The organism is Pseudomonas sp. Pseusp18, from assembly GCF_059506005.1.
The window spans coordinates 4,285,766-4,305,055 of record NZ_CP169240.1 but is presented as its reverse complement, the minus strand read 5'-3'; the positions used below and the strand labels follow the sequence as shown (position 1 = coordinate 4,305,055).

The window sequence follows — 19,290 nt, the reverse complement described above, 5'->3', positions numbered from 1 at the left end:
GCCTTCGGCAGCTGCTACAGGGTTCGTGCTGGCTGATAGACTCCTGTTTTTCGTCAGAACGTAACGCATCAATGCTTTTTCCTCCTGCCGACTGGCTCCCCCAAGCCCCCCTCGAACCCCTTCACCTCGACTGGCTCACCACGGCCGGCATCGACGTCGCCATCCTGCGTCTGGACCAGATCGACCCGCTGATCAGCGGCAACAAGTGGTTCAAACTCAGCGAACACCTGAAAGCCGTCGACCAGAACGGCGCCCAAGGCATTATCAGCCTGGGCGGTGCTCACTCCAACCATCTCCACGCATTGGCCGCGGCGGGCAAGCGCTTCGGGTTCACCACCGTCGGTTTGCTGCGCGGGCCCCCGCAAGACACCCCGACAGTAACGGACTTGCAGGCGTTCGGCATGCAGTTGCACTGGCTGGGTTATGGCGGTTATCGGGCGCGGCACGAACCGGGTTTCTGGCAGCCGTGGCGGGCGCAGTATCCCGAGCTGCAACCGGTGCCGGAAGGGGGTGGTGGCTTGCGTGGGGCGAAGGGCTGCATGCAGCTGGTGGCACAGGCCCGCGAGCAACTGAGTGGTCTGGGCTGGAGCAACTATGACGGCTGGTGGCTGGCCTGCGGAACGGGCACGACCCTGGCCGGTCTGGTGCTGGCCGAGGCGGGTGAACACCCGGTGTATGGCGCGTTGGCGGTGCCCGATGATCATGGCGTGGCGCAGCAGGTCGAGATGATTGTGCAGGAAGCCGGTTGGGTCGATCCCTTGTATGAACTGCTGGACGCCAGCCGTGGCGGTTTTGCCAAAGTCGATCCGCAGCTGCTTGCATTCATCGAGCAGACCGAACAGGCCAGCGGCATTCTTTTCGAACCGCTGTACACCGGCAAAGCGCTCATGGCACTCAAGCAACAGGTCGAAGCCGGTAAATTTCCTCAGGGCACGCGTCTGATCTTCATCCATACCGGCGGCTTGCAGGGCCGCCGGGGATTCGAACAAGGTGGTCGCGACTAACCGCGTTTAGGCATCATCCGCAGCAGGGTGTTATCGCGCACCACATAGTGGTGGTAAAGCCCGGCCACGGCGTGCAGCCCGATCAGCCAATAACCGATGGTGGCGCCGAGCTCATGCCAGCCCTGGAATTGCTTGGCCAGCGGCTTGTTTTCTTCGATCAGCAATGGCAGGTCAACGCCATAGAACATCACCCGATGCCCCTCGGCGCTGGTAGTCAGCCAACCCAGAACCGGCACGGCGATCATGAAAATATACAGTGCCCAGTGCATCAGCTTGGCGAGCACGCTTTGCCACTGAGGCGAGGCCGGGAAGATCTGCGGCGCTGGCCCGAGGCTGCGGGCGAACAACCGTAACCAGACCAACGCGAACACGGTCAGGCCGAGCATGAAGTGCGCTTCCTTGATCAGCGTTCGGCCGCCACTGCCTTTGGGAAAGATCCCGCGAAATTCGATACAGGCGTAGACCAGTATTAACAGAACCAGCATCAACCAGTGCAACGCGATCGATACGGTGCTGTAGCGTGATTCGGAATTCTTCCAGGGCATACGGTGTTTCCTCACAATTCTGGTCTGAAGTCACCGTTCTTGTTCGACGGCGTGCACTAACTGTAATCCTGTTTCGCAGGATTTGCCCGAGGCAAATGGGCCGTTCAATGCTCTAAATCAAGTGATCGACCACAAAAAAGCGCCAGCTCCATCAAAGGAACTGGCGCTTTTTTATGAGGCGAGAGGTGCAATCAGTTGGTTTGCGGCATTTCGCCGTTGGCCAGGCGCTTGTTGATGTCGGCGATCACCTCGGGCAAGTCGGTGATGGTGTCGATCATGTAGTGCGGTCGCGAGCCTTCGAACAGGGCATGAATGCGCTTGCGTTCGCTGGCCAGTTTGTCGCTGCTTAGCGCGCGATAACCTTCGTAGTCCAGACCCAGCGCGTTACCGGAGCAGATCAACGCCACGGTCCACATGCCGGCACGGCGACCTTCGAGAATGCCCGGCACCGTGTCGTCGATCTTCACGCAGGCCGCGACGTCGTCGATGCCCAGCGCAATCACATTGGCCAGGGCCTGAGCGGGCCATGGGCGGCCGTTGGGCACTTCGTCGGTGGCGACCACGTGATCAGCGACATAGCCGTTGGTGGCGGCCAGTTCCGCCACTTTGTCCATGACCTGTTTCGGGTAGCCGGAGCACGAGCCGATCTTGATCCCTTGTTGGCGCAGGTTGGCGATGGTGTCCAGGGCGCCCGGAATCAGCGCCGAATGTTCGGCGATTTTTTCGATCTGCAGCGGCATGAAGCGTTGGTAGATGGCGGTGACGTCATCGTCGGTCGGCGTACGGCCAAACACCTGGCGATAGCGCTCGGCAACTGACGGTTGATCGCACAGGGTGCGGATGTGGTCCCACTTGCCCATGCCCATCGGCCCACGGGCTTCTTCGATGGAAACCTGGACGTCGAACTCGGCGAAGGCTTCGACGAAAATCTGTGTCGGGGCGAAGGAGCCGAAATCGACCACAGTGCCGGCCCAGTCGAGGATGGCGGCTTGCAGTTTGGTTGGGTTGCTGTAGTTCATGTCTCATATCCTGTCTTGGGGAATTGTGATCCAGATCGTGGTGGATCAGATGTCGATGACTTCCATCTCGCGCAGCACCTCGGCGACAGCCGCCACCGCTGCGTGCATTTCGGCCTGGTTGACGTGGCCGATGCAGCCGACGCGGAAGGTTTCGACCTGGGTCAGTTTGCCGGGGTAGAGGATGAAACCCTTGGCCTTGACCCGTTCGTAGAATTCCTTGAACTGATAGCGAGGGTCTTTCGGCGCGTGGAACGTGACGATAATCGGCGCCTGGATCGCGGCGGGCAGGAAGCTGCGCAGGCCCAGTTTGGCCATGTCATCGAGCAGCACCTGGCAGTTGTTGGTGTAGCGCTGATGCCGGGCCGGCAAACCACCTTCTTCGTTGTATTGCAGCAAGGCTTCGTGCAGCGCCGCGACCACGTGGGTCGGTGGGGTGAAGCGCCATTGACCGGTCTTGGCCATGTAGCTGTGCTGATCGAACAAGTCCATCGCCAGCGAGTGCGAGTTGCCGGCGGCGTTCGCCAGCGCTTTTTTGCGCGCGAAAACGAAGCCCATCCCCGGCACGCCCTCCAGGCATTTACCCGAGGCGGCGATCAGAGCGTCGAACGGCACCTGTTGCGCATCGATCGGCAGGGCGCCAAACGAGCTCATCGCGTCGATGATCAGGCGTTTGCCGTGCTGCTCGATGACGTGGGCGATTTCCGCCAGCGGGTTGAGGATGCCGGTGCTGGTTTCGCAGTGAATCAATGCAACGTGGGTGATGCTGGCGTCGGCCTGCAGCAGGCGGTCGACGTCGGCGGCGGTGGTCGGTTGGTCTTCGGCGGTTTCGAAGGTGCTGAACGAACGGCCGAGCACTTCGCAGATCTTCGCCAGGCGCTTGCCATAGGCGCCGTTGATCAGCACCAGGACTTTGCCGTCCCGGGGCACCAGCGTGCCGATCGCCGCTTCGACCGCGAACGTGCCGCTGCCTTGCAGGGGCACGCAGTGGTGGCTGTCGCCGCCGTTGATGATCACCAGCAATTGCTCGCACAGGCTGGCGGTCAGTTGGTTGAAGCGGTCATCCCATGAACCCCAGTCGACCATCATCGCCTGACGGGTGCGCGGCGATGTGGTCAATGGGCCGGGGGTGAGCAGGATGGGCTCGGCAGTACGCATTCTTGTGTCCTTGCAAAAGCTCAGTGGGATGAAACTACGGGGCATAAATTGCAATTCGGAGTGCTATCAATCAAATTGTTTGTTGTTATGCCAACCATCAGCGAGAGTTATTCATGAACCTGTTCCAGCTGCGCGCCTTCGACGCCGTGGCCCGCGAGGGCAGCTTCACTCGTGCCGCAGCGCGCCTGTTCATCAGCCAACCGGCGGTCACCGGGCACATCAAGGCGCTGGAGGAGCACTACCAGATCACCTTGCTGCGCCGCACCGCGCGGCGCGTCGAACTGACGGAAGAGGGCACCAGACTCGCGGCGATCACCCGGGCGATGTTCGGCCTGGCCGAAGAAGCGCAGGCGATGCTGGAGGCCAACCGGCAGCTACTCACCGGGCGCCTGGAAGTGGCGGCGGACGGCCCGCACATGGTCATGCCGATGCTCGCCAGCCTGCGTGCGCGTTATCCGGGGATCGCCGTGAACCTGCGGTTGGGCAATGCCCAGGAAACCCTCGCGGCGCTGCTGTCGGAGCATGCGGATGTGGCGGTGCTGACCGAAGTCGAGCCGCGCAAAGGGTTGCATCTGCAAGGGTTGAGCGAGTCGAGGATTTGCGCGTTGGTACCCGTTGGCCATCCGTGGGCGCAGAAGTCGAAAGGGCTGCCGCTCAAGGCGCTGGACCAGGTGATCATGGTGTTGCGCGAGCCGAGTTCGATTACCCGGCGCACGTTCGACGAGGCGTGCGTTCAAGCCGGGGTCAGTCCTCGGGTGTTGCTGGAACTGGACAGTCGCGAGGCCGTGACCGAGGCAGTGGCCGCCGAGTTGGGCGTGGGCGTGGTGTCGTCGGTGGAAGTCAGCCACGACCCACGGGTGGCGGCGGTGCCGATCATTGGCGAGGGGCTGGTCAATCGGCACATGATCGGCTGCATGGAGCGGCGGCGGGATTTGCGCTTGATACAGGCTTTTTTTGGGTTGGCACCAAATCTGAGTTGATCGTGGGGCCTCTGTAGGAGCTGCCGAAGGCTGCGATCTTTTGATCTTCGCATTTAAAAGCAAAGTCAAAAGATCGCAGCCTTCGGCAGCTCCTACGGGGCTCGCGAACCCTCTCCGGTAATCGACAAAGGCGTCACGGCATCAGATCCGAGCGGTTGATCAGCCAATCGAGCAGTAGATGCGCATCGCGGCGTGGTTCGGGAGCGGGCCGGGAAGGCTGGAGGTTGCTCATGCCGGCACACAACACCGGCCGGTCCGGGTCGCTGTCGAGAAAACTGACCAACACTTCGGTGCCGGCCATGGGCAGCCTGGACGGATCGATCCGACCGTCCGGTGCTGCGAGGGCGACCGGTAGCCAGAGTCCAACGGACTCATCCGCCTCGAACCCCGGTTTCGGCCACAAGCAGACCTGTATTCGGCCTTGCTCATCGAGTGCCGCCGGTTGCCCGACGGGGCCCAGCACCCTGGCGGTCTGATAGCCCGGGATGCTCGGCCTGACCTGTTTGAGCGCCGGCCTGAATACCGTTGACCAGGGAATGGCGGTGAAACGATTGCTGTAGCGCCGGGCCATGTCATGGCCGGGCTTGTCTTCGACGAGAATCGACGGCTGCTGCCCCTGGTGCTGGATGTCGGTGAGCAGCCACTGATCGTTGAAACTCGAGAGCGGGTGCTGCGCCACTTGTACGATTCGTCCGCTGCGCAACTCATTCTGGGTGCTTTGGCCGTGAATCTGCCGATGCTGGCAACGCAGGCGTTCCAGCAAGCGGCGGCCGAGCTGTTCGCGATGAAGCTGTTCGGGCGCAGGTCTTGCCGTAACCGGGCCCGTTCCGGCAAGCGGGTGGTTGGCCGCACCGTCGCCGATCAGGTGCGCGCCGCGGTTTCTGGCATCCCATTGTGCCGGGGCGGGGGCCGGGTCATGGCGCTGGAACAGTTCGCTGATCGCCGGCAAGAGCGGGTCGTTGAACACATCGGCATGGAACGGCATCAGCAGCGGTTCCTGCGGGAAACTCAGGCTGTCATCGGCCAGGACCAGCACGTGCCCGTCATGCTGATGTTCGAAGTGGAAGTGGATGCCTTCTTCTTCACACAGCCGCTGCATGAAGGCCAGATCGCTCTCATCGTACTGAATGCAAAAGGGCCGCAGCGGGTAGTGGCCGCAGGTCAGGTCGAAGCGATAGCTGTGCTCGGGCAGCTGATGCTTCTCCAGCAACTGACGCACGATCGCCGGCACGCTGAGACGATGAAATACCCGACGCGAACTGTGCAGCTGAAGTCGTTGGACATGAGGCGCCAGCACCAGCGAGTAGCCGACCCGATGCGGGCCGCGATGTTCGCGACTGACGCTGTGGATCACGCCGTGAATGCCTTGGTCGGCCGACAGCCTCAGGAACGCCGGTTGTTGCAGCAACCGGTCCAGGTTCATCGCCGGTGCGAGGCCGATCACCTCGATGTCGAATCGATAGGGCAGGTTGAGGCCTTCGCGGCCATTGAACTGCAACACCTGCAAACTCAGGCCGCCGTCGAGGAGTGTCAAGGTGTAGGGACTTTCCTTGTCGTTGTGCATCGAATGCGCTTCTGCCATGGAGAACGGGCGCAGAGGGTACGAAACCACAGCCCTGAAGCGTCACCGCAAATCGACTTTTCAGAATTGCCCTACAAACACTGTTGAAGATGTCGATCGGTCATCGGCTGAAGATGTTGGAATTTTTGGTCGATTGGCATCTTTAGGCCGTATAAACTTGCGCTACGCGTCGGCCAATAGATGTCTCGGCGCCACAGATCAAGAGAGTGAGTAATGGGCGCACAGTGGAAGGTTAAACACAAAGAAGCGGCAGCCAACGCCAAGGGCAAGATCTTCGGCAAACTGGTGAAGGAAATCACCATTGCTGCGCGCAACGGTGCCGATACCGCCACCAACGCACACCTGCGTCTGGTGGTCGAACAGGCAAAAAAAGCCTCGATGCCTCGCGAAACCCTGGAACGCGCGATCAAGAAAGGCTCCGGCCAGCTCGGCGAAACCGTGCAATACCATCGCGTGACGTATGAAGGGTTCGCACCGCATCAGGTGCCGCTGATCGTTGAATGCGTGACTGACAACATCAACCGCACCGTCGCTGAAATCCGCGTCGCGTTCCGCAAGGGCCAGTTGGGCGCTTCCGGTTCGGTGGCCTGGGACTTCAACCACGTCGGCATGATCGAGGCGTCCCCGGACAGCCCTGACGCCGATCCGGAAATGGCCGCGATCGAAGCCGGCGCCCAGGATTTCGAGCCGGGCGAAGACGGCGCGACGCTGTTCCTGACCGACCCTGCGGACCTGGATGCGGTACAGAAAGCGCTGCCGGAGCAAGGCTTCACCGTGTTGTCGGCCAAGTTGGGTTATCAGCCGAAGAACCCGGTGAGCGGCTTGAGCGACGAGCAGATGGCAGAAGTCGAAGCGTTCCTCGAAGGCCTCGATAACCACGATGACGTGCAAGACATGTTTGTCGGGTTGGCGGGTTAAGCGGTTCTGACCGTTGTGATTTAACCTGTGGTGAGGGAGCTTGCTTGTGGTGAGGGGGCTTGCTTGTGGCGAGGGGGCTTGCCCCCGTTCGGTTGCGCAGCAGCCGTCGCTTTAGGGGTCGCTTCGCAACCCAACGGGGGCAAGCCCCCTCGCCACAGGTTCTACTTTTGCCGCTAGTTGAACGCGGCCATCTCCCGCACCACCTCACTGAACCCCGGTCGTGCCAACACATCCGGCTGACAGCAGCGCTGTTGTAAATCCTCTAACGCGACCCGCTGTTCAGCGCTCAACCCCGAGTCGATCCGCTCCAGCAATTCTCCCAGCAAAATCCCGAACGCCCGTACCTCGATCCGTTGCAGCGCACGGCTTTCGAGACTGTCCGAGGTGGCATGGAAAGATGCCGCGCCAAAATCCCCCAACAGACAATCGCCATGTTCGTTCCACAGAATGTTGTGGCCATAGAGGTCGCCGTGGGTGATGCCTTGGCGATGCAGGTGTTCGGCCACCGAGGCGATGCCACTGGCGATGCGCATGGCCACGCCGGCGCTGAACCGGGTGTCGTCGGCATAGATGTCGCGGGAGCACGACGCCAGGCTCGGCAGGCTGGCCAGGTTGCGGTAGCTTGGATCGATCAGTTGCATCACCAGCCCGGCCTGCGCCTGCGGATGCCCGACGATCCGCCCTTCGACCCGGATCAGGTTGGGGTGGATGCCGGCGGTGATGCAGGCGTTCATTTCGTGCAACGGCGAGCCGTCGCTGGTCATTTCGCCTTTGTAGAGTTTTACCGCGACCTGTTTTGTCTGCTCCCACAACGCCTGATGAATGACCCCCGACGCGCCTTCGCCGAGTTTCTGCTCCAGGCTCAGCTCGGACCAGGGAATGCTCGTCGTGGCTTCAAGTGCGGCCGCATCGGCTTCGGTTTCCAATGGGTTACCGGCGTACGCCAGCCAGGTCAGGCTCGGCAGGCTCAGCAGCCATTCGGGAAGCTCGGTGAGCTGATTGGCGGCAATGCGGATCAGCTCAAGTCGATGACAGTGGCTCAGACTCTCGGGCAAACGCTGTAGCCGGTTGCCGGCGAGCATGAGTTTTTGCAGGTGCGGGCGCTCGCCCAGTTCGGTGGGCAGATCGGTGATGCGGTTGTCGGTCAGGATCAGCCAGCGCAACAGCGGCGGCAGGGCGGCGGCCGGCACGTGTTCGATGGCGTTGGCCTTGAAACCGATCATCGTCAGCGCCGTACACTGGCCGAGGCAGGAGGGCAGTTCGGTGAACTGATTGTTCGAGCAGAACAGCACGCGCAAACGGGTCAGGCGGTGCAGATCGTCCGGCAGGCTGCGCAAGGCGTTGCCGCTGAGGTTGAGCACTTCCAGCGAGTCCGCCAGGTCGAAGATTTCCCGGGGGAATTCGGTCAGGCCACAGACCAGGTCCAGGCGGGTGATACCCGACAGTTGGCCGGCGCGCAGTTGTGCGAGGGTGTGCATAGGCAGGTTCGCTATTGATCTGAGGGAAGGCGCGGGGGCCTGGAAATGGGCGACATGATAGCGGGAAAGTGGTGGTGGCTGTCAGGCGAGTTCCCTGACCTCCAGCAACTGCCCCAGCCGGCTGCGCGTGCGCGCCAGGTCGATGGCATCGCCATCCAGGCATTCGCGCAATGACTGGTGGCCGAGCAGAATCAGGTGTTTGTCCTGGTCGTACAAGACGTCGATCAGGTTGATGAAGCGTTGTTGGGCGGCGATTGAACAGTCGGCGAGGCTGGGCAGTTTGTCGATGATCCAGCGGTCGAAACGCCGGCACAGTTCCAGGTAGTCCATGACGGCGGTGGGGTGTTCGCACAGGTCGGCGAAGGTGAAGCCGATGGTTCGCCCTTCGCAGTATCGGGCTTGTAGGTGTCGTGTCCCGACGGGCAGCCGAATGGGTGGTGCGTCGTGTTCGAGCAGGTGCAGCGCCTGACGCTGGCTCACCGTGGCCGGCCAGACGTACTGGCCCTGGGTAAACAGCTGCTGCGCATGGGGTCGCGCCTGACTGCGGTAATCATGGGGGCCGCCGACTTCCATCACCTGCATGCGCGTGTTGATCAGGTCGATCACCGGTTTGAAACGGGCATGGTAAAGCGGGTTGGGCAGTAAACCTTCCGGCGGGTAGTTTGAGGTCACCAGCAGCAGAATCCCCCGGCGAAACAGCGCCTTGAACAGCCGGGTGATGAGCATCGCATCGCCGATGTCATGCACGTGGAATTCATCGAAACACAGCACCCGGCAGTCTTGCAGCAGTTCGTCGAGGGTGGTTGCCAGCGCATCGGGCTGATCGCGATGGCTGAACATGCCCTGGTGCAATTGCGCAAAAAACTCATGGAAGTGCAGGCGCTGTTTTGCCGTGACGGGGATGGCCTGGAAAAAACCGTCGAGCAGCCAGCTCTTGCCGCGCCCGACCGCACCATGGAGGTAAAGCCCGGGGAGTGGCGCCGATGACCCCGGCAGCGCCGACGCGTGCTGCGCCATGCAGTCGATCACGCGCAACTGGCTGTGGCTGAGGGTATAGCCCTGAACATGGGCCTTGTGGCGGAAGTAGTCGTGGATCACCCGGCCTTGCGCGCTGCCACTGGTTGGCGCCGCGAATGCCTTGCCGAAAAAACGGCGTAGCGCGGACCAGCGTGGTGTGAGTTGCGGACGGTTGGGCGGTCGTACGGCCAATGTGATGTCACCCCGTAATCTTCAGGCCGGCTCCCCCTGAGCCGCGGCGGCGTAGTTTAACCAAGTGGGTAATTTCCCTTCCACTGCTGCCGACCAAGCTTTTGTGTCGAGAAGGCTTTTGTGGCGAGGGAGCTTGCTCCCGTTGGGCTGCGAAGCGGCCCCAAAAAAGGAACTGCTGCGCAGTTCAACGGGAGCAAGCTCCCTCGCCACAGGCAAGCTCCCGTGCCACAAAAGCCCTCTCACCTGATCTTCGAGGTTAACGCTCGATACTGCGATTCCACCGGTCATTCCACGCCGGGCGCTGTTCGTTGACCTGATCCCAATCGATGGCAATCGCCGTTTCCAGATAGTGCTTCATCGCCTCGACCTGACCGCGGGTCTTGTCGCTGGTTGGCGTATTCGGGTTCGACGGAATCTGATCGCCGTCTTCAAGCGCCGCAGCCTGTGCTTCAGGTGTCAGCAAGAAGGCTGCGAGTTTCTGCGCCAGTTCCGGTTGGGTGTTGTTGGCAATGGCGCATTCGGCCACGTTGAGCACCACCGAGCCTTCCTTCGGCTGGGCATATTCCACCGGCATGCCCTTGAGTTTCAGCGCGGTGACCTGGGTCGGGGTCAACGGGAACAGCGCCGCTTCGTCGGTCTGGAGCATTTCGGAGATTTTCGCCGAGCTCGGAATGTACTCCAGCACGTTGCGCCCGACGGTGTTCGGCCAGGCCTTGAACCCCGGTTCGACGTTGGTTTCGCTGCCGCCCTGAATCCGGTTGAACATCAGGAAACCGTGCAGGCCGAAGGTCGAGGAGGCCATCGACTGGAACACCAGTTTGTCCTTGAAACGCGGGTCGGCCATGTCCATCCAGGAGGTCGGCGCGTTCCAGCCTTTTTCCTTGAACAGCCGCGTGTTGTACGCCAACCCGGTAACGCCGAGGCTGACCGCCACCGCTTGATCCTTGATGCGGCCCTTGGGCGGAATCTGCGCCAGGGTCGGGCTGTCTTCGAGTTTGTCGCACAGGCCCATGGCAATGGCGCGGTACATGATGCCGTCGTCGAGGAACATCACGTGCAATTGCGGGTTGCCTTTGCTGGCCTGGACCTTGGCCAGGATATCGGCCGAGGTCCCCGGCACGATCACCACTTTGACGTTATTGGCTTTCTCGAAAACCGGCAGCACCTTGTCGGCGTAGAGCCGCTCCATGGTCCCGCCGTTCATGCCCAGGTAAAGCGTCGGCTCGGCGTGGGCCTGAGTGACCGTGAGCAGGGCGCTCATGCAGGACAAACCGAGCAGTGCAGTGCGTTTGAGGTTATTCATTGGCGCGACCTTCCTCTATCAAGCTACGGAGATGGAGTGAAACCGGGTGATGGAAAACGCATCCAGCAGCGTCTTTGACGCGCCGCTACAGATGATCTCGGTGAGCGCCTGGCCCACCGCAGGCCCGATCTGAAAGCCCGCGCCGGCAAAGCCGAACGCGTGCAACAGACCGGGTTGGGTGCTGCTGTGGCCGATCACCGGTTGACGATCGGGTAAATAACCTTCGGTGCCGCTCCAGGTGCGAATCGCCTGGGCGCCTTCAAGAAACGGGTAGAGCTCGACGGCCTGACGCAGGATCTCGATCACCGCGCTCTGACCAGGCCGGGCGCGGGCACTATCAAGGGCAAAGCCCTGGCCGCCGCCCAACACACAGTTGCCCCGCGCGACCTGACGGGCATAGATGCCGCCGCCTTCGACGCCGGTGCTGGCATTCATCACCAGCGGCAACGGTTCGGTGACCAGCATCGCCGGGTGACCGGCATGCATCGGCACCGCTTCACCGAATTGCGCGGCAAGGCTGCCGGCCCAGGCGCCGGCGCAGTTCAGCAGCCAGGGCGCGTGTAGCTCGAGGCCGGTTTGAGTGCTGACGCGAAAGCGCTGACCATCGTGTTCCACCGCCGTGACTGCACATTGCTCATGCACCTGCGCGCCATGCCGACGTGCCGCTTGGGCAAACGCCGGAGACACCAGGCGCGGGTTGGCGTGGCCATCGTCCGGGCACAGCGAAGCACCGACCGCGACGTCTCCGACCCACGGAAAACGTGCGCGCAACTCACTGCGGTCGAACAGTTGCAAATCGAGGCCGAACCCTTGGCTGCTGGCGGCGTAGTCCTGCAAGGCGTGCAGGTCGTTGAGGCTGCGGGCGAGTTTCAAGTGGCCGCTGCGCTGGTACTCGCCATCGATGCCGATCAATTGCGGCAGCTGTCCCCAGATTTCGTGGGCCCGTTGCGACAACGGCAATTGCGACAGCGGCCGGCCCTGACGACGCACGCCGCCATAGTTCACGCCGCTGGAATGCGAACCGCAAAAATCCCGTTCCAGCAGCGCTACGCGTCGGCCAGCCTTGCTCAGAAACAGGGCGGCGGAGGCCCCGACAATGCCACCGCCAATGATGACTGCCTCGACTTCGATCATGGCTCGACCTCCAGACCGAACGGCAAGGGTTTGATCGGTGCCTGAGCCCGCAACCGACCGATGTCGGCTACCGAACGCTGGCTTTCGCAGGCAATGATTTCCGCTGCGGCGGCCCCGCACATCCGACCCTGACAGCGACCCATACCGACCCGGCAATGGGCCTTGACCCGGTTGATCTCCCAATGACCTTCGCGCACTACCTGGCGGATGTCGCCGGCGTGTACTTCTTCGCAGCGACAGATCATCAGGTCATCCGCAGCGTCGGTGGCCCAGCTTTCGGGGAAGGTAAAGGCACGCTCAAGACCCTGGCGGAACTTGCCGATTTCTTTCAGCGACTGTTCCAGCTGGGTGGCACGTTGCGGCGGGAGCAGGTAACCGCTGTCTTCAAGCAAGGCGAGGGCTGCCCGTTCGCCGGCCATTTCCGCCGCGTCGGCGCCCATGATGCCGGCGCCGTCACCCGCCAGGTACACCTCGGCGACACTGCTGCGCCCGGCGCTGTCACGCTGTGGCAGCCAGGCGCGGTTGAGCGGGTTCCAGGCGAATTCGCAGCCCAGTAAGTCGGCGAGTTGGGTTTCGCTGCGCAGGCCATGGGCGAAGGCGACGGCGTCGCAGTCGATTCGATGTTGGCCTTTTGCGTTGCGCCAGTTCAGCGATTGCACACGCTGTTGGCCATCGATGCCTGACAGGCTGGCGCCCTGATGCACCGGGATGCCGTGGGTGGTCAGCCAGGTGCGGTAATAGAGGCCTTTGGCGAGGGTAGCCGGCTGCGACAACAGACCGGGCAGGGCGCGGGCCTGAGCGCTGAACGGTGAACTGTCGAGCACCGCGACCACGTTGGCACCGGCCTTGGCGTATTGATAGGCCACCAGGTACAGCAACGGTCCGCTGCCGGCGAACACCACGCGTTCACCAATGGCACAGCCCTGAAACTTCAAGGCGATCTGCGCCGCGCCGAGGCTGTACACCCCCGGCAACGTCCAGCCCGGCACCGGCAGAATCCGGTCGGTGGCACCCGTGGCGACAATCACCCGAGAGAACGCCACACGTATGGCACGGCCCTCGTGCAAGGTGTCGAGTGCGTTGGCCTCGGCGTTCCATACCAGCGTGTCGGGGCGGTAATCGAGTTGTTCGCGCAGTGCGTCGATGGTTTGATGCAGCGCGTTGGCCTTGGGGGCTTCGAAGCCATACAACTTGACGGGCGAGCGCTTGAAGTTCGCCGGTTGCCGCCGATAAATCTGCCCGCCACCGCGAGCTGCTTCGTCCAGCAGAATAGGGCGCACGCCGTGGGCGACGAGGGTTTGTGCGGCACGGATTCCGGCGGGGCCGGCGCCGATGATGACGGGCTTCATACAAACCCCACGACATTAAAGATCAAAAGATCGCAGGCTTCGCCAGCTCCTACAGGGGATCGCGTACGGCGTAGGAGCTGCCGAAGGCTGCGATCTTTTGGGGACGCCGGATAAATGGATGTCATACGCAACGCCCCGGTTCGCGGCGGACCTGCTGGCCGGCCTCAAGCAGCGTCGAGCAGGCCCGCACCCGGCGGCCATCGCCCAGGCGTACCCAGCAGTCCTGGCAGGCGCCCATCAGGCAGAAGCCGGCGCGGGGTTCGGCGCTGAAGTCGCTGCCGCGCAGGTGTTCGCTGCAGGTCAGCACAGCGGTCAGCAGGGTGTCGCCGAGCAAGCCACTGGCAGGCACGCCGTCGAGGGTAAAGTCCAGGGCCGGGCGGTCGCCTTCGGCCAGTCGTTTCAGCAGAGCCATGGCGCCCTCATTGTTTACCCACCAGAACCCGATCCAGGCCGTAGACCCGATCGAGCAGAATCATCGTCAGCGCGGTCAGCGCGATCACCAGGGCCGACACCGCCGCCATCATCGGATCGATGGATTCGGTGGCGTACACGTACATGCGCACCGGCAAGGTTTGCGTGGCCGGCGAGGTGACGAAGATCGACAACGTGACCTCGTCAAAACTGTTGATGAACGCCAGGAGCCAGCCACCGGCGACCCCCGGCAGAATCATCGGCAAGGTGATTTGCCGGAACAGCGTGAAGCGTCCGGCACCCAAGGATTGCGCGGCGTGTTCGGCGCTGCGGTCCAGGCCGATGGCCGACGCCAATACCAGTCGCAACACATACGGCGTGATTACCAGCACATGCGCGAAGATCAGCCAGGCGAAGCTGCCGTTGACGCCCATCAGCGCGAACAGGCGCAGCAACGCCACCCCCAGCACCAGGTGCGGAATGATGATCGGCGACAGGAACAGGGCGTTGAAAAAGTCCCGTCCGGGGAACTCGAAGCGGGTGATCGCCAGCGCCGCCGGCACCGCAATCAGCGTCGCCAGACTGGCCGCGCTGAAGGCCAGGATCAGGCTGTTGTAGAACGCATCGACAAAGTCCGCGCGTTCGAACACGGCGCGGAACCAGCGCAGGGAGAAATCCGTGGTCGGCAGGCTCAGGGTGTTTTCCGGGGTGAAGGCGACGAGGCAAACCACCACCAGCGGCGCGAGCATGAACAGCACCACCAGGGCATGGAACAGCAGGGCGAAAGGACCGTTTCTGGACATGACGAATTATCCCAATGACTTCTTGTAGCGGCCTTCGATCATCCGGTTCCACGACAGCATGATCAGCAGGTTGAGCAACAGCAGGGCCACGGCAATCGCGGCGCCCATCGGCCAGTTCAGCTCCGACAGGTACTGGTCGTAGATCAGCGTGGCGACCATCTTCAGCCGGCGTCCGCCGAGCAGTCCGGGAATGGCGAAGGAGCTGGCCGCAAGGCCGAACACGATCAAGGTGCCGGAGAGCACGCCGGGCATGACCTGCGGCAACACCACTTTGCGTATCACCGTGAAGTGGCTGGCGCCCAGTGACAGCGCAGCCTGCTCGGCGGCCGGGTCGAGTTTTTGCAGCGAGGTCCAGACCGGAATGATCATGAACGGCAGCATCACGTGGACCAGCGCGATCACCACTGCGAACGGCGTGTAGAGCAGCTTCATCGGCGAGCCACCGAAGGCTTGCAAGGTCTGGTTGACCAGCCCGTCGGCGCCCAGCAACAGGCTCCAGCCGAACGCCCGCACCACCACCGAAATCAGCAGCGGCGTGAGGATCAGAATCAGGAAAATCGAACGCCACGGTGCGCCCATGCGACTGAGGATGTAGGCCTCGGGCACGCCGATCAGCACGCAGAGCAGGGTGGTCAGGGCGCTGATCCACATCGTGCGCAGAAAGATCTCGTAGAAGTACGGATCGCCCAGCAGGCTGCTGTAGTGGGCGAAGGTGTAGGCGTCGCTGTTGATCCCCGCGCTGTAGTCGAAGACGTTCAACGACAACACCAGCGTCAGCAGCAGCGGGATTGCCAGCAGGCCGACGTACAACGCCAGGGCCGGCGCCGACAACACATACCCTTGGCGTCCCTGGCGGATGGCGGCGAGCGTATTCATGCCGACACCTCGTCGGCACTCAGCACCCGCAGCAGTGCCGCGTCCCAGTCGAGGCCGACCGCCGTGCCTTCGGCCAGTGGCGCCGAGCCGTCGTTGCGACGCACCACGCAGAGTTCGCCCAGGGTTGTTGTTACGCCGTACAACCACTGGCTGCCGAGGAAGAAGCGGCTGGCGATCTTGCCTTGCAGACGACCATGGCCTTTTTCCCGCAGATCGATTTTTTCCGGGCGCAGGCTTAACGACAGTTCGCCGTTGCCGGTGTTGCACACCTGAACCACACCGGCGCCATCTCGCTCACCGGGCAGCAGATTGGCTTTGCCGACGAACCCGGAAATGAACTCGGTGCGCGGATGTTCGTAGAGGGTGTAAGGGGCGTCGATCTGGGTGATGCGCCCGGCCTGCATCACCACCACCCGATCGCTGATCGACAGTGCTTCGGACTGGTCGTGGGTGACCATCAGCGTGGTGATCCCGACTTCACGCTGGATGCGGCGGATTTCGAACTGCATCTCTTCGCGCAAATTGGCGTCGAGGTTGGACAGCGGTTCGTCGAGCAGCAACACCGGCGGCTCGATCACCAACGCCCGGGCCAGTGCAACACGCTGGCGCTGGCCGCCGGAAAGCTCCCGTGGATAACGCTCGGCGTGCTGGTGCAGGCGAACCAGTTTCAGCACCCGGTCCACCCGTTGCTGCAACTCACCGTTGGGCACTTTGCGCATGCGCAGGCCGAAGGCGACGTTGTCTTGCACGGTCATGTGCGGGAACAGTGCGTAACTCTGGAACACCACGCCCAGGCCTCGGCTGGCGGGTTTGGCGTGGGTGATGTCGCGACCGTCCAGCACAATCCGCCCGCTGCTGACTTCGACGAAGCCGGCGATCATTTGCAGGGTGGTGGTTTTGCCGCAGCCGGAGGGGCCGAGCAGTGAGACGAACTCGCCTTTTTCCACCGACAGGTTGGTGGCGACGACTGCGTCGATCTCGCCATATCGTTTGCCGAGGTTTTCAAGCTGCACAAAGGCCATGACTGCGCTCCACCTGAGATTGTTATGCGTCGCCAACGGCGCGCTTTTTTGTATGGGCAGATACGAAAAGATGTTGCGGGGGGTGTTGGCGCTCGACGTGTGTCGGCTGCCGTTGTTGTTCGAATCGCCCCTGTATGGACGCAGAGTAGGACGAAGAATAGGATGGGCTCAATAACCTATTTCACTGAAGCGATGACTATTTTCAGTTTTATTCAGTGAGTAAATTTATTGATGAGAAATCAAATGTCAGATTCCACTGATCGGAATGAAAACAAAAATGAAGTCGGTGTCGGTGCGGTCTCAAGACTGTTTGCGGTGCTGCGCAGCCTGGGTGACACCGTCGAGGGCGGCGAACGCGTGACGCAACTGGCGCAGCGCATCGGTTTGTCGCAACCGACTACCCACCGCTTGCTGCGCAGCCTGATGGACGAGGGCATGGTCGAACAGGACGCCCGCAGCAAGCGCTATCGCCTGAGCTTGGAGTTTTTTGCCTTGGCGGCCCGCGCCGGCAATACCAACAACCTGCGCGAACTGGCGCGGCCGGCATTGCTGCGGTTATCGGCATCGTTGGGTGATTCGCTGTTTTTACTGGCGCGCAGCGGCTTTGATGCGATTTGTCTGGACCGCAGTGAAGGGCCGTTTCCGATCCGCACATTTACCGGTGACATCGGCGGGCGGGTGGCGCTCGGCGTGGGTCAGGGCAGCCTGGCGATTCTGGCATTCCTGCCGCAAGAGGAACGCGACACGGTGATTCACTACAACTTGCCGCGGCTCAAGGATTTTCACCTGTATGACGAAGTGTTCCTGCGCTCGGAAGTCGAGAATGTGCGCGCGCTCGGGTACGCCGGGCGCAACACCGGCGTGTTGCAAGGCATGGCCGGCGTAGCGGTGCCGATCCTCGATCGCGACGGCCGGGCAGTGGCGGCGTTGAGCGTGGCCACGATCAGTGATCGCCTGGGGCCGGATCGTTTGCCGACCGTGGTGGAAATGCTCAAGCGCGAAGCGGCGTTGATCGGGCCGCGGATCAATCCGTTCGACCCGCTGTTGCGCAGGCCTTCGCAGGTGTTTGGGCAGGGGTGACCACAACCCGGATCAGAACTTCAGTGTCTGCTTGAGCATCTGCGCCGCCGGTGTGTCACTCGGGCTGACCATCGCGTAGTTGTACCCGGCATCCGACCAATACTCGGCCTGCAGTTCGCCGTCGCTGCGGCTGCCACGGGGCAGGAGGAAGTTTTTCGGCCCCGGTGGCCGGACGTAGAAGCTGACTTTGTGGCCGCCCTGATCTTCGTAGACCACCATCGCCGCCGGCCCTTGTTCGGTACTGAGCAAACGGCCGCTGACCGGTTTGTAGCCAGCCCCCGCCAGGTTCGGCAGACGATGGGCCTGGCTGAAATAGCGGTCGAGCCAGCCTTGCATGTCGCCATCGTCGCTGACTTGGTAATCCGCCGGCAGGATGCCTTGCTGGGCAATCAGTCGGTAGGCCTGCATCGCATCGGCCATCGGCAGTGGGGGACTGACCAGAGTCATCTCCCGCGCGTGCCAACCGCCCAATCCGCCGACGCTGACCGCAATCAACAACACCGCGGCACTGGCCAGATGACGGCGCGACTGGCGTTTGAGGCGCTGGCGAATCAGCGCCGGGTCAAGTTGCGGGTTGGCCGGTTGCTGCAAGGCGCCGCTCAGGGCCGCGCGCAATTGCTGGGCGTCCTGCTGCCAGGCGCGCACTTGCGCGGCCACCTCGGCATTGCTGGCCAGATAAGTGTCCACCTGATGTCGGTCGGCATCGCTGAGTTGGTGATCGACGTAGGCGTGCAGGTCACGCTCGCTGGGCGGCATGCTGATCATTTGAGTCTCCGCAGGGAAGGGCGGGTGATTTCGCCGTCGCTGAGCTGGCGCAAGGCCTGGCGCGCGCGGGACAGGCGCGACATTACGGTGCCGGTGGGGACGTCGAGAATCTCGGCGACCTCCTTGTAACTCAAGCCTTCCACCGACACCCAGAGCAGCAGCGCGCGCTGTTCGGTGCTGAGCTGATCGAAGGCTTGCAGGGTCGATTGGGCGATTACCGTGCGTTCTACCGAAGGCTGCGCATCGTCGCGCCCGGTAAAGAATTCGAGCATCCGCGCATACCGCCGGGATCGGCGGTGGGCGTCGAGAAACTGCCGATAAAGAATCGAAAACAGCCAGGCCCGCAGGTCGCCCTCCGGACGTTTAGCGCTCCAATTCGACAGCGCTCGTTCCAGGCTTGCCTGCACCAGATCGTCGGCACTGCTGGGGTTGCGCGTCAGCGACACGGCGAAGCGCCGCAGCCTGGGAATGATTTCACGCAATTGTCCGTCGATGTTGTTCATGGAAAAGGCGTGTTCTCTGGCTGTGATGAATGGCACTGACAAGAAGGACGCCGGCCACCGTGGTTTATTCCTTCGTCGGGGAAAACTATTACTTATTTGTGTAGGAGATTTCTGAGGGGTTTGTAATCCATGTAATGGCATCGAACTTCGCGGC

General features: G+C 62.3%; 19 protein-coding genes. 4 read left to right on the top strand and 15 right to left on the bottom strand.

The window, feature by feature from the left end; translation table 11 throughout:
* The first annotated feature begins 71 nt into the window (after positions 1 to 71).
* A complete protein-coding gene (locus ACEN9A_RS19235) occupies positions 72 to 1,004 on the top strand; it encodes a 1-aminocyclopropane-1-carboxylate deaminase/D-cysteine desulfhydrase (RefSeq protein WP_258669691.1) in 933 nt (310 codons plus the stop codon).
* Here the strand turns inward: ACEN9A_RS19235 and ACEN9A_RS19230 are convergent.
* The 3 genes from ACEN9A_RS19230 to ACEN9A_RS19220 form a co-directional block, all read right to left on the bottom strand.
* Positions 1,001 to 1,549, bottom strand: coding sequence for a cytochrome b (locus tag ACEN9A_RS19230; protein WP_019648414.1), 549 nt, complete (start codon positions 1,547 to 1,549; stop codon positions 1,001 to 1,003). The two genes, ACEN9A_RS19235 and ACEN9A_RS19230, sit on opposite strands and share 4 nt — an antisense overlap.
* A gap of 191 nt (positions 1,550 to 1,740) precedes the next feature.
* Positions 1,741 to 2,568, bottom strand: a complete 828-nt coding sequence (gene phnX / locus ACEN9A_RS19225; RefSeq protein WP_019648415.1) for a phosphonoacetaldehyde hydrolase — start codon at positions 2,566 to 2,568, stop codon at positions 1,741 to 1,743.
* Positions 2,569 to 2,613: 45 nt separating this feature from the next.
* Complete coding sequence (locus ACEN9A_RS19220) at positions 2,614 to 3,723, bottom strand: 2-aminoethylphosphonate--pyruvate transaminase (RefSeq protein WP_258669681.1); 1,110 nt, start codon at positions 3,721 to 3,723, stop codon at positions 2,614 to 2,616.
* Positions 3,724 to 3,836: 113 nt separating this feature from the next.
* On the opposite strand from ACEN9A_RS19220, the gene ACEN9A_RS19215 reads away from it, so the two are divergent.
* Complete coding sequence (locus ACEN9A_RS19215; RefSeq protein WP_258669678.1) at positions 3,837 to 4,703, top strand: LysR substrate-binding domain-containing protein; 867 nt, start codon at positions 3,837 to 3,839, stop codon at positions 4,701 to 4,703.
* A gap of 133 nt (positions 4,704 to 4,836) precedes the next feature.
* Here the strand turns inward: ACEN9A_RS19215 and ACEN9A_RS19210 are convergent, their stop codons facing one another.
* The gene (locus tag ACEN9A_RS19210) at positions 4,837 to 6,267 is read right to left on the bottom strand and encodes a type VI secretion system Vgr family protein (protein WP_258669675.1); all 1,431 of its coding nucleotides are present in this window, start codon (positions 6,265 to 6,267) and stop codon (positions 4,837 to 4,839) included.
* A gap of 231 nt (positions 6,268 to 6,498) precedes the next feature.
* Between ACEN9A_RS19210 and ACEN9A_RS19205 the strand changes: the two genes are divergently transcribed.
* Positions 6,499 to 7,203 carry a YebC/PmpR family DNA-binding transcriptional regulator gene (locus ACEN9A_RS19205; protein WP_007940960.1) on the top strand — a complete coding sequence of 235 codons (705 nt, stop codon included), beginning with the start codon at positions 6,499 to 6,501 and terminating at the stop codon, positions 7,201 to 7,203.
* Positions 7,204 to 7,376: 173 nt separating this feature from the next.
* Here the strand turns inward: ACEN9A_RS19205 and ACEN9A_RS19200 are convergent, their stop codons facing one another.
* The 9 genes from ACEN9A_RS19200 to ACEN9A_RS19160 all read right to left on the bottom strand — a co-directional run bounded on the left by ACEN9A_RS19200 (position 7,377) and on the right by ACEN9A_RS19160 (position 16,788).
* A complete protein-coding gene (locus ACEN9A_RS19200; protein ID WP_258669672.1) occupies positions 7,377 to 8,681 on the bottom strand; it encodes a leucine-rich repeat-containing protein kinase family protein in 1,305 nt (434 codons plus the stop codon).
* Between the two features lie 81 nt (positions 8,682 to 8,762).
* Entirely contained in the window at positions 8,763 to 9,890 is a 1,128-nt protein-coding gene (zapE, locus tag ACEN9A_RS19195; protein ID WP_258669668.1) for a cell division protein ZapE, read from the bottom strand.
* Between the two features lie 256 nt (positions 9,891 to 10,146).
* Entirely contained in the window at positions 10,147 to 11,193 is a 1,047-nt protein-coding gene (locus ACEN9A_RS19190) for an ABC transporter substrate-binding protein (protein WP_258669658.1), read from the bottom strand.
* 18 nt (positions 11,194 to 11,211) lie between these two features.
* The gene (locus tag ACEN9A_RS19185; protein ID WP_258669656.1) at positions 11,212 to 12,327 is read right to left on the bottom strand and encodes an NAD(P)/FAD-dependent oxidoreductase; all 1,116 of its coding nucleotides are present in this window, start codon (positions 12,325 to 12,327) and stop codon (positions 11,212 to 11,214) included.
* A complete protein-coding gene (locus ACEN9A_RS19180; protein WP_258669654.1) occupies positions 12,324 to 13,676 on the bottom strand; it encodes an FAD/NAD(P)-dependent oxidoreductase in 1,353 nt (450 codons plus the stop codon). Before ACEN9A_RS19180 ends, ACEN9A_RS19185 begins: the two co-directional genes overlap by 4 nt.
* A gap of 121 nt (positions 13,677 to 13,797) precedes the next feature.
* Positions 13,798 to 14,088 carry a (2Fe-2S)-binding protein gene (locus ACEN9A_RS19175; protein WP_258669651.1) on the bottom strand — a complete coding sequence of 97 codons (291 nt, stop codon included), beginning with the start codon at positions 14,086 to 14,088 and terminating at the stop codon, positions 13,798 to 13,800.
* Positions 14,089 to 14,095: 7 nt separating this feature from the next.
* The gene (locus ACEN9A_RS19170; protein WP_019580025.1) at positions 14,096 to 14,890 is read right to left on the bottom strand and encodes an ABC transporter permease; all 795 of its coding nucleotides are present in this window, start codon (positions 14,888 to 14,890) and stop codon (positions 14,096 to 14,098) included.
* Between the two features lie 6 nt (positions 14,891 to 14,896).
* Complete coding sequence (locus ACEN9A_RS19165) at positions 14,897 to 15,766, bottom strand: ABC transporter permease (protein WP_019648426.1); 870 nt, start codon at positions 15,764 to 15,766, stop codon at positions 14,897 to 14,899.
* Positions 15,763 to 16,788, bottom strand: a complete 1,026-nt coding sequence (locus tag ACEN9A_RS19160; protein ID WP_258669645.1) for an ABC transporter ATP-binding protein — start codon at positions 16,786 to 16,788, stop codon at positions 15,763 to 15,765. The genes ACEN9A_RS19165 and ACEN9A_RS19160 overlap by 4 nt, the downstream gene beginning before the upstream one ends.
* 243 nt (positions 16,789 to 17,031) lie before the next feature.
* Here ACEN9A_RS19160 and ACEN9A_RS19155 point away from each other — a divergent pair, with 243 nt between their 5' ends.
* Complete coding sequence (locus tag ACEN9A_RS19155; protein ID WP_018925445.1) at positions 17,032 to 17,868, top strand: IclR family transcriptional regulator; 837 nt, start codon at positions 17,032 to 17,034, stop codon at positions 17,866 to 17,868.
* A gap of 12 nt (positions 17,869 to 17,880) precedes the next feature.
* Here ACEN9A_RS19155 and ACEN9A_RS19150 read toward each other — a convergent pair whose 3' ends face one another.
* On the bottom strand, positions 17,881 to 18,633 hold the full coding sequence (locus tag ACEN9A_RS19150; protein ID WP_019648428.1) for an anti-sigma factor family protein: 753 nt from the start codon (positions 18,631 to 18,633) through the stop codon (positions 17,881 to 17,883).
* Positions 18,630 to 19,136: an RNA polymerase sigma factor gene (locus ACEN9A_RS19145; RefSeq protein WP_019648429.1), complete on the bottom strand. Its 507-nt coding sequence runs from the start codon at positions 19,134 to 19,136 to the stop codon at positions 18,630 to 18,632. The genes ACEN9A_RS19150 and ACEN9A_RS19145 overlap by 4 nt, the downstream gene beginning before the upstream one ends.
* Between the last annotated feature and the right edge of the window lie 154 nt (positions 19,137 to 19,290).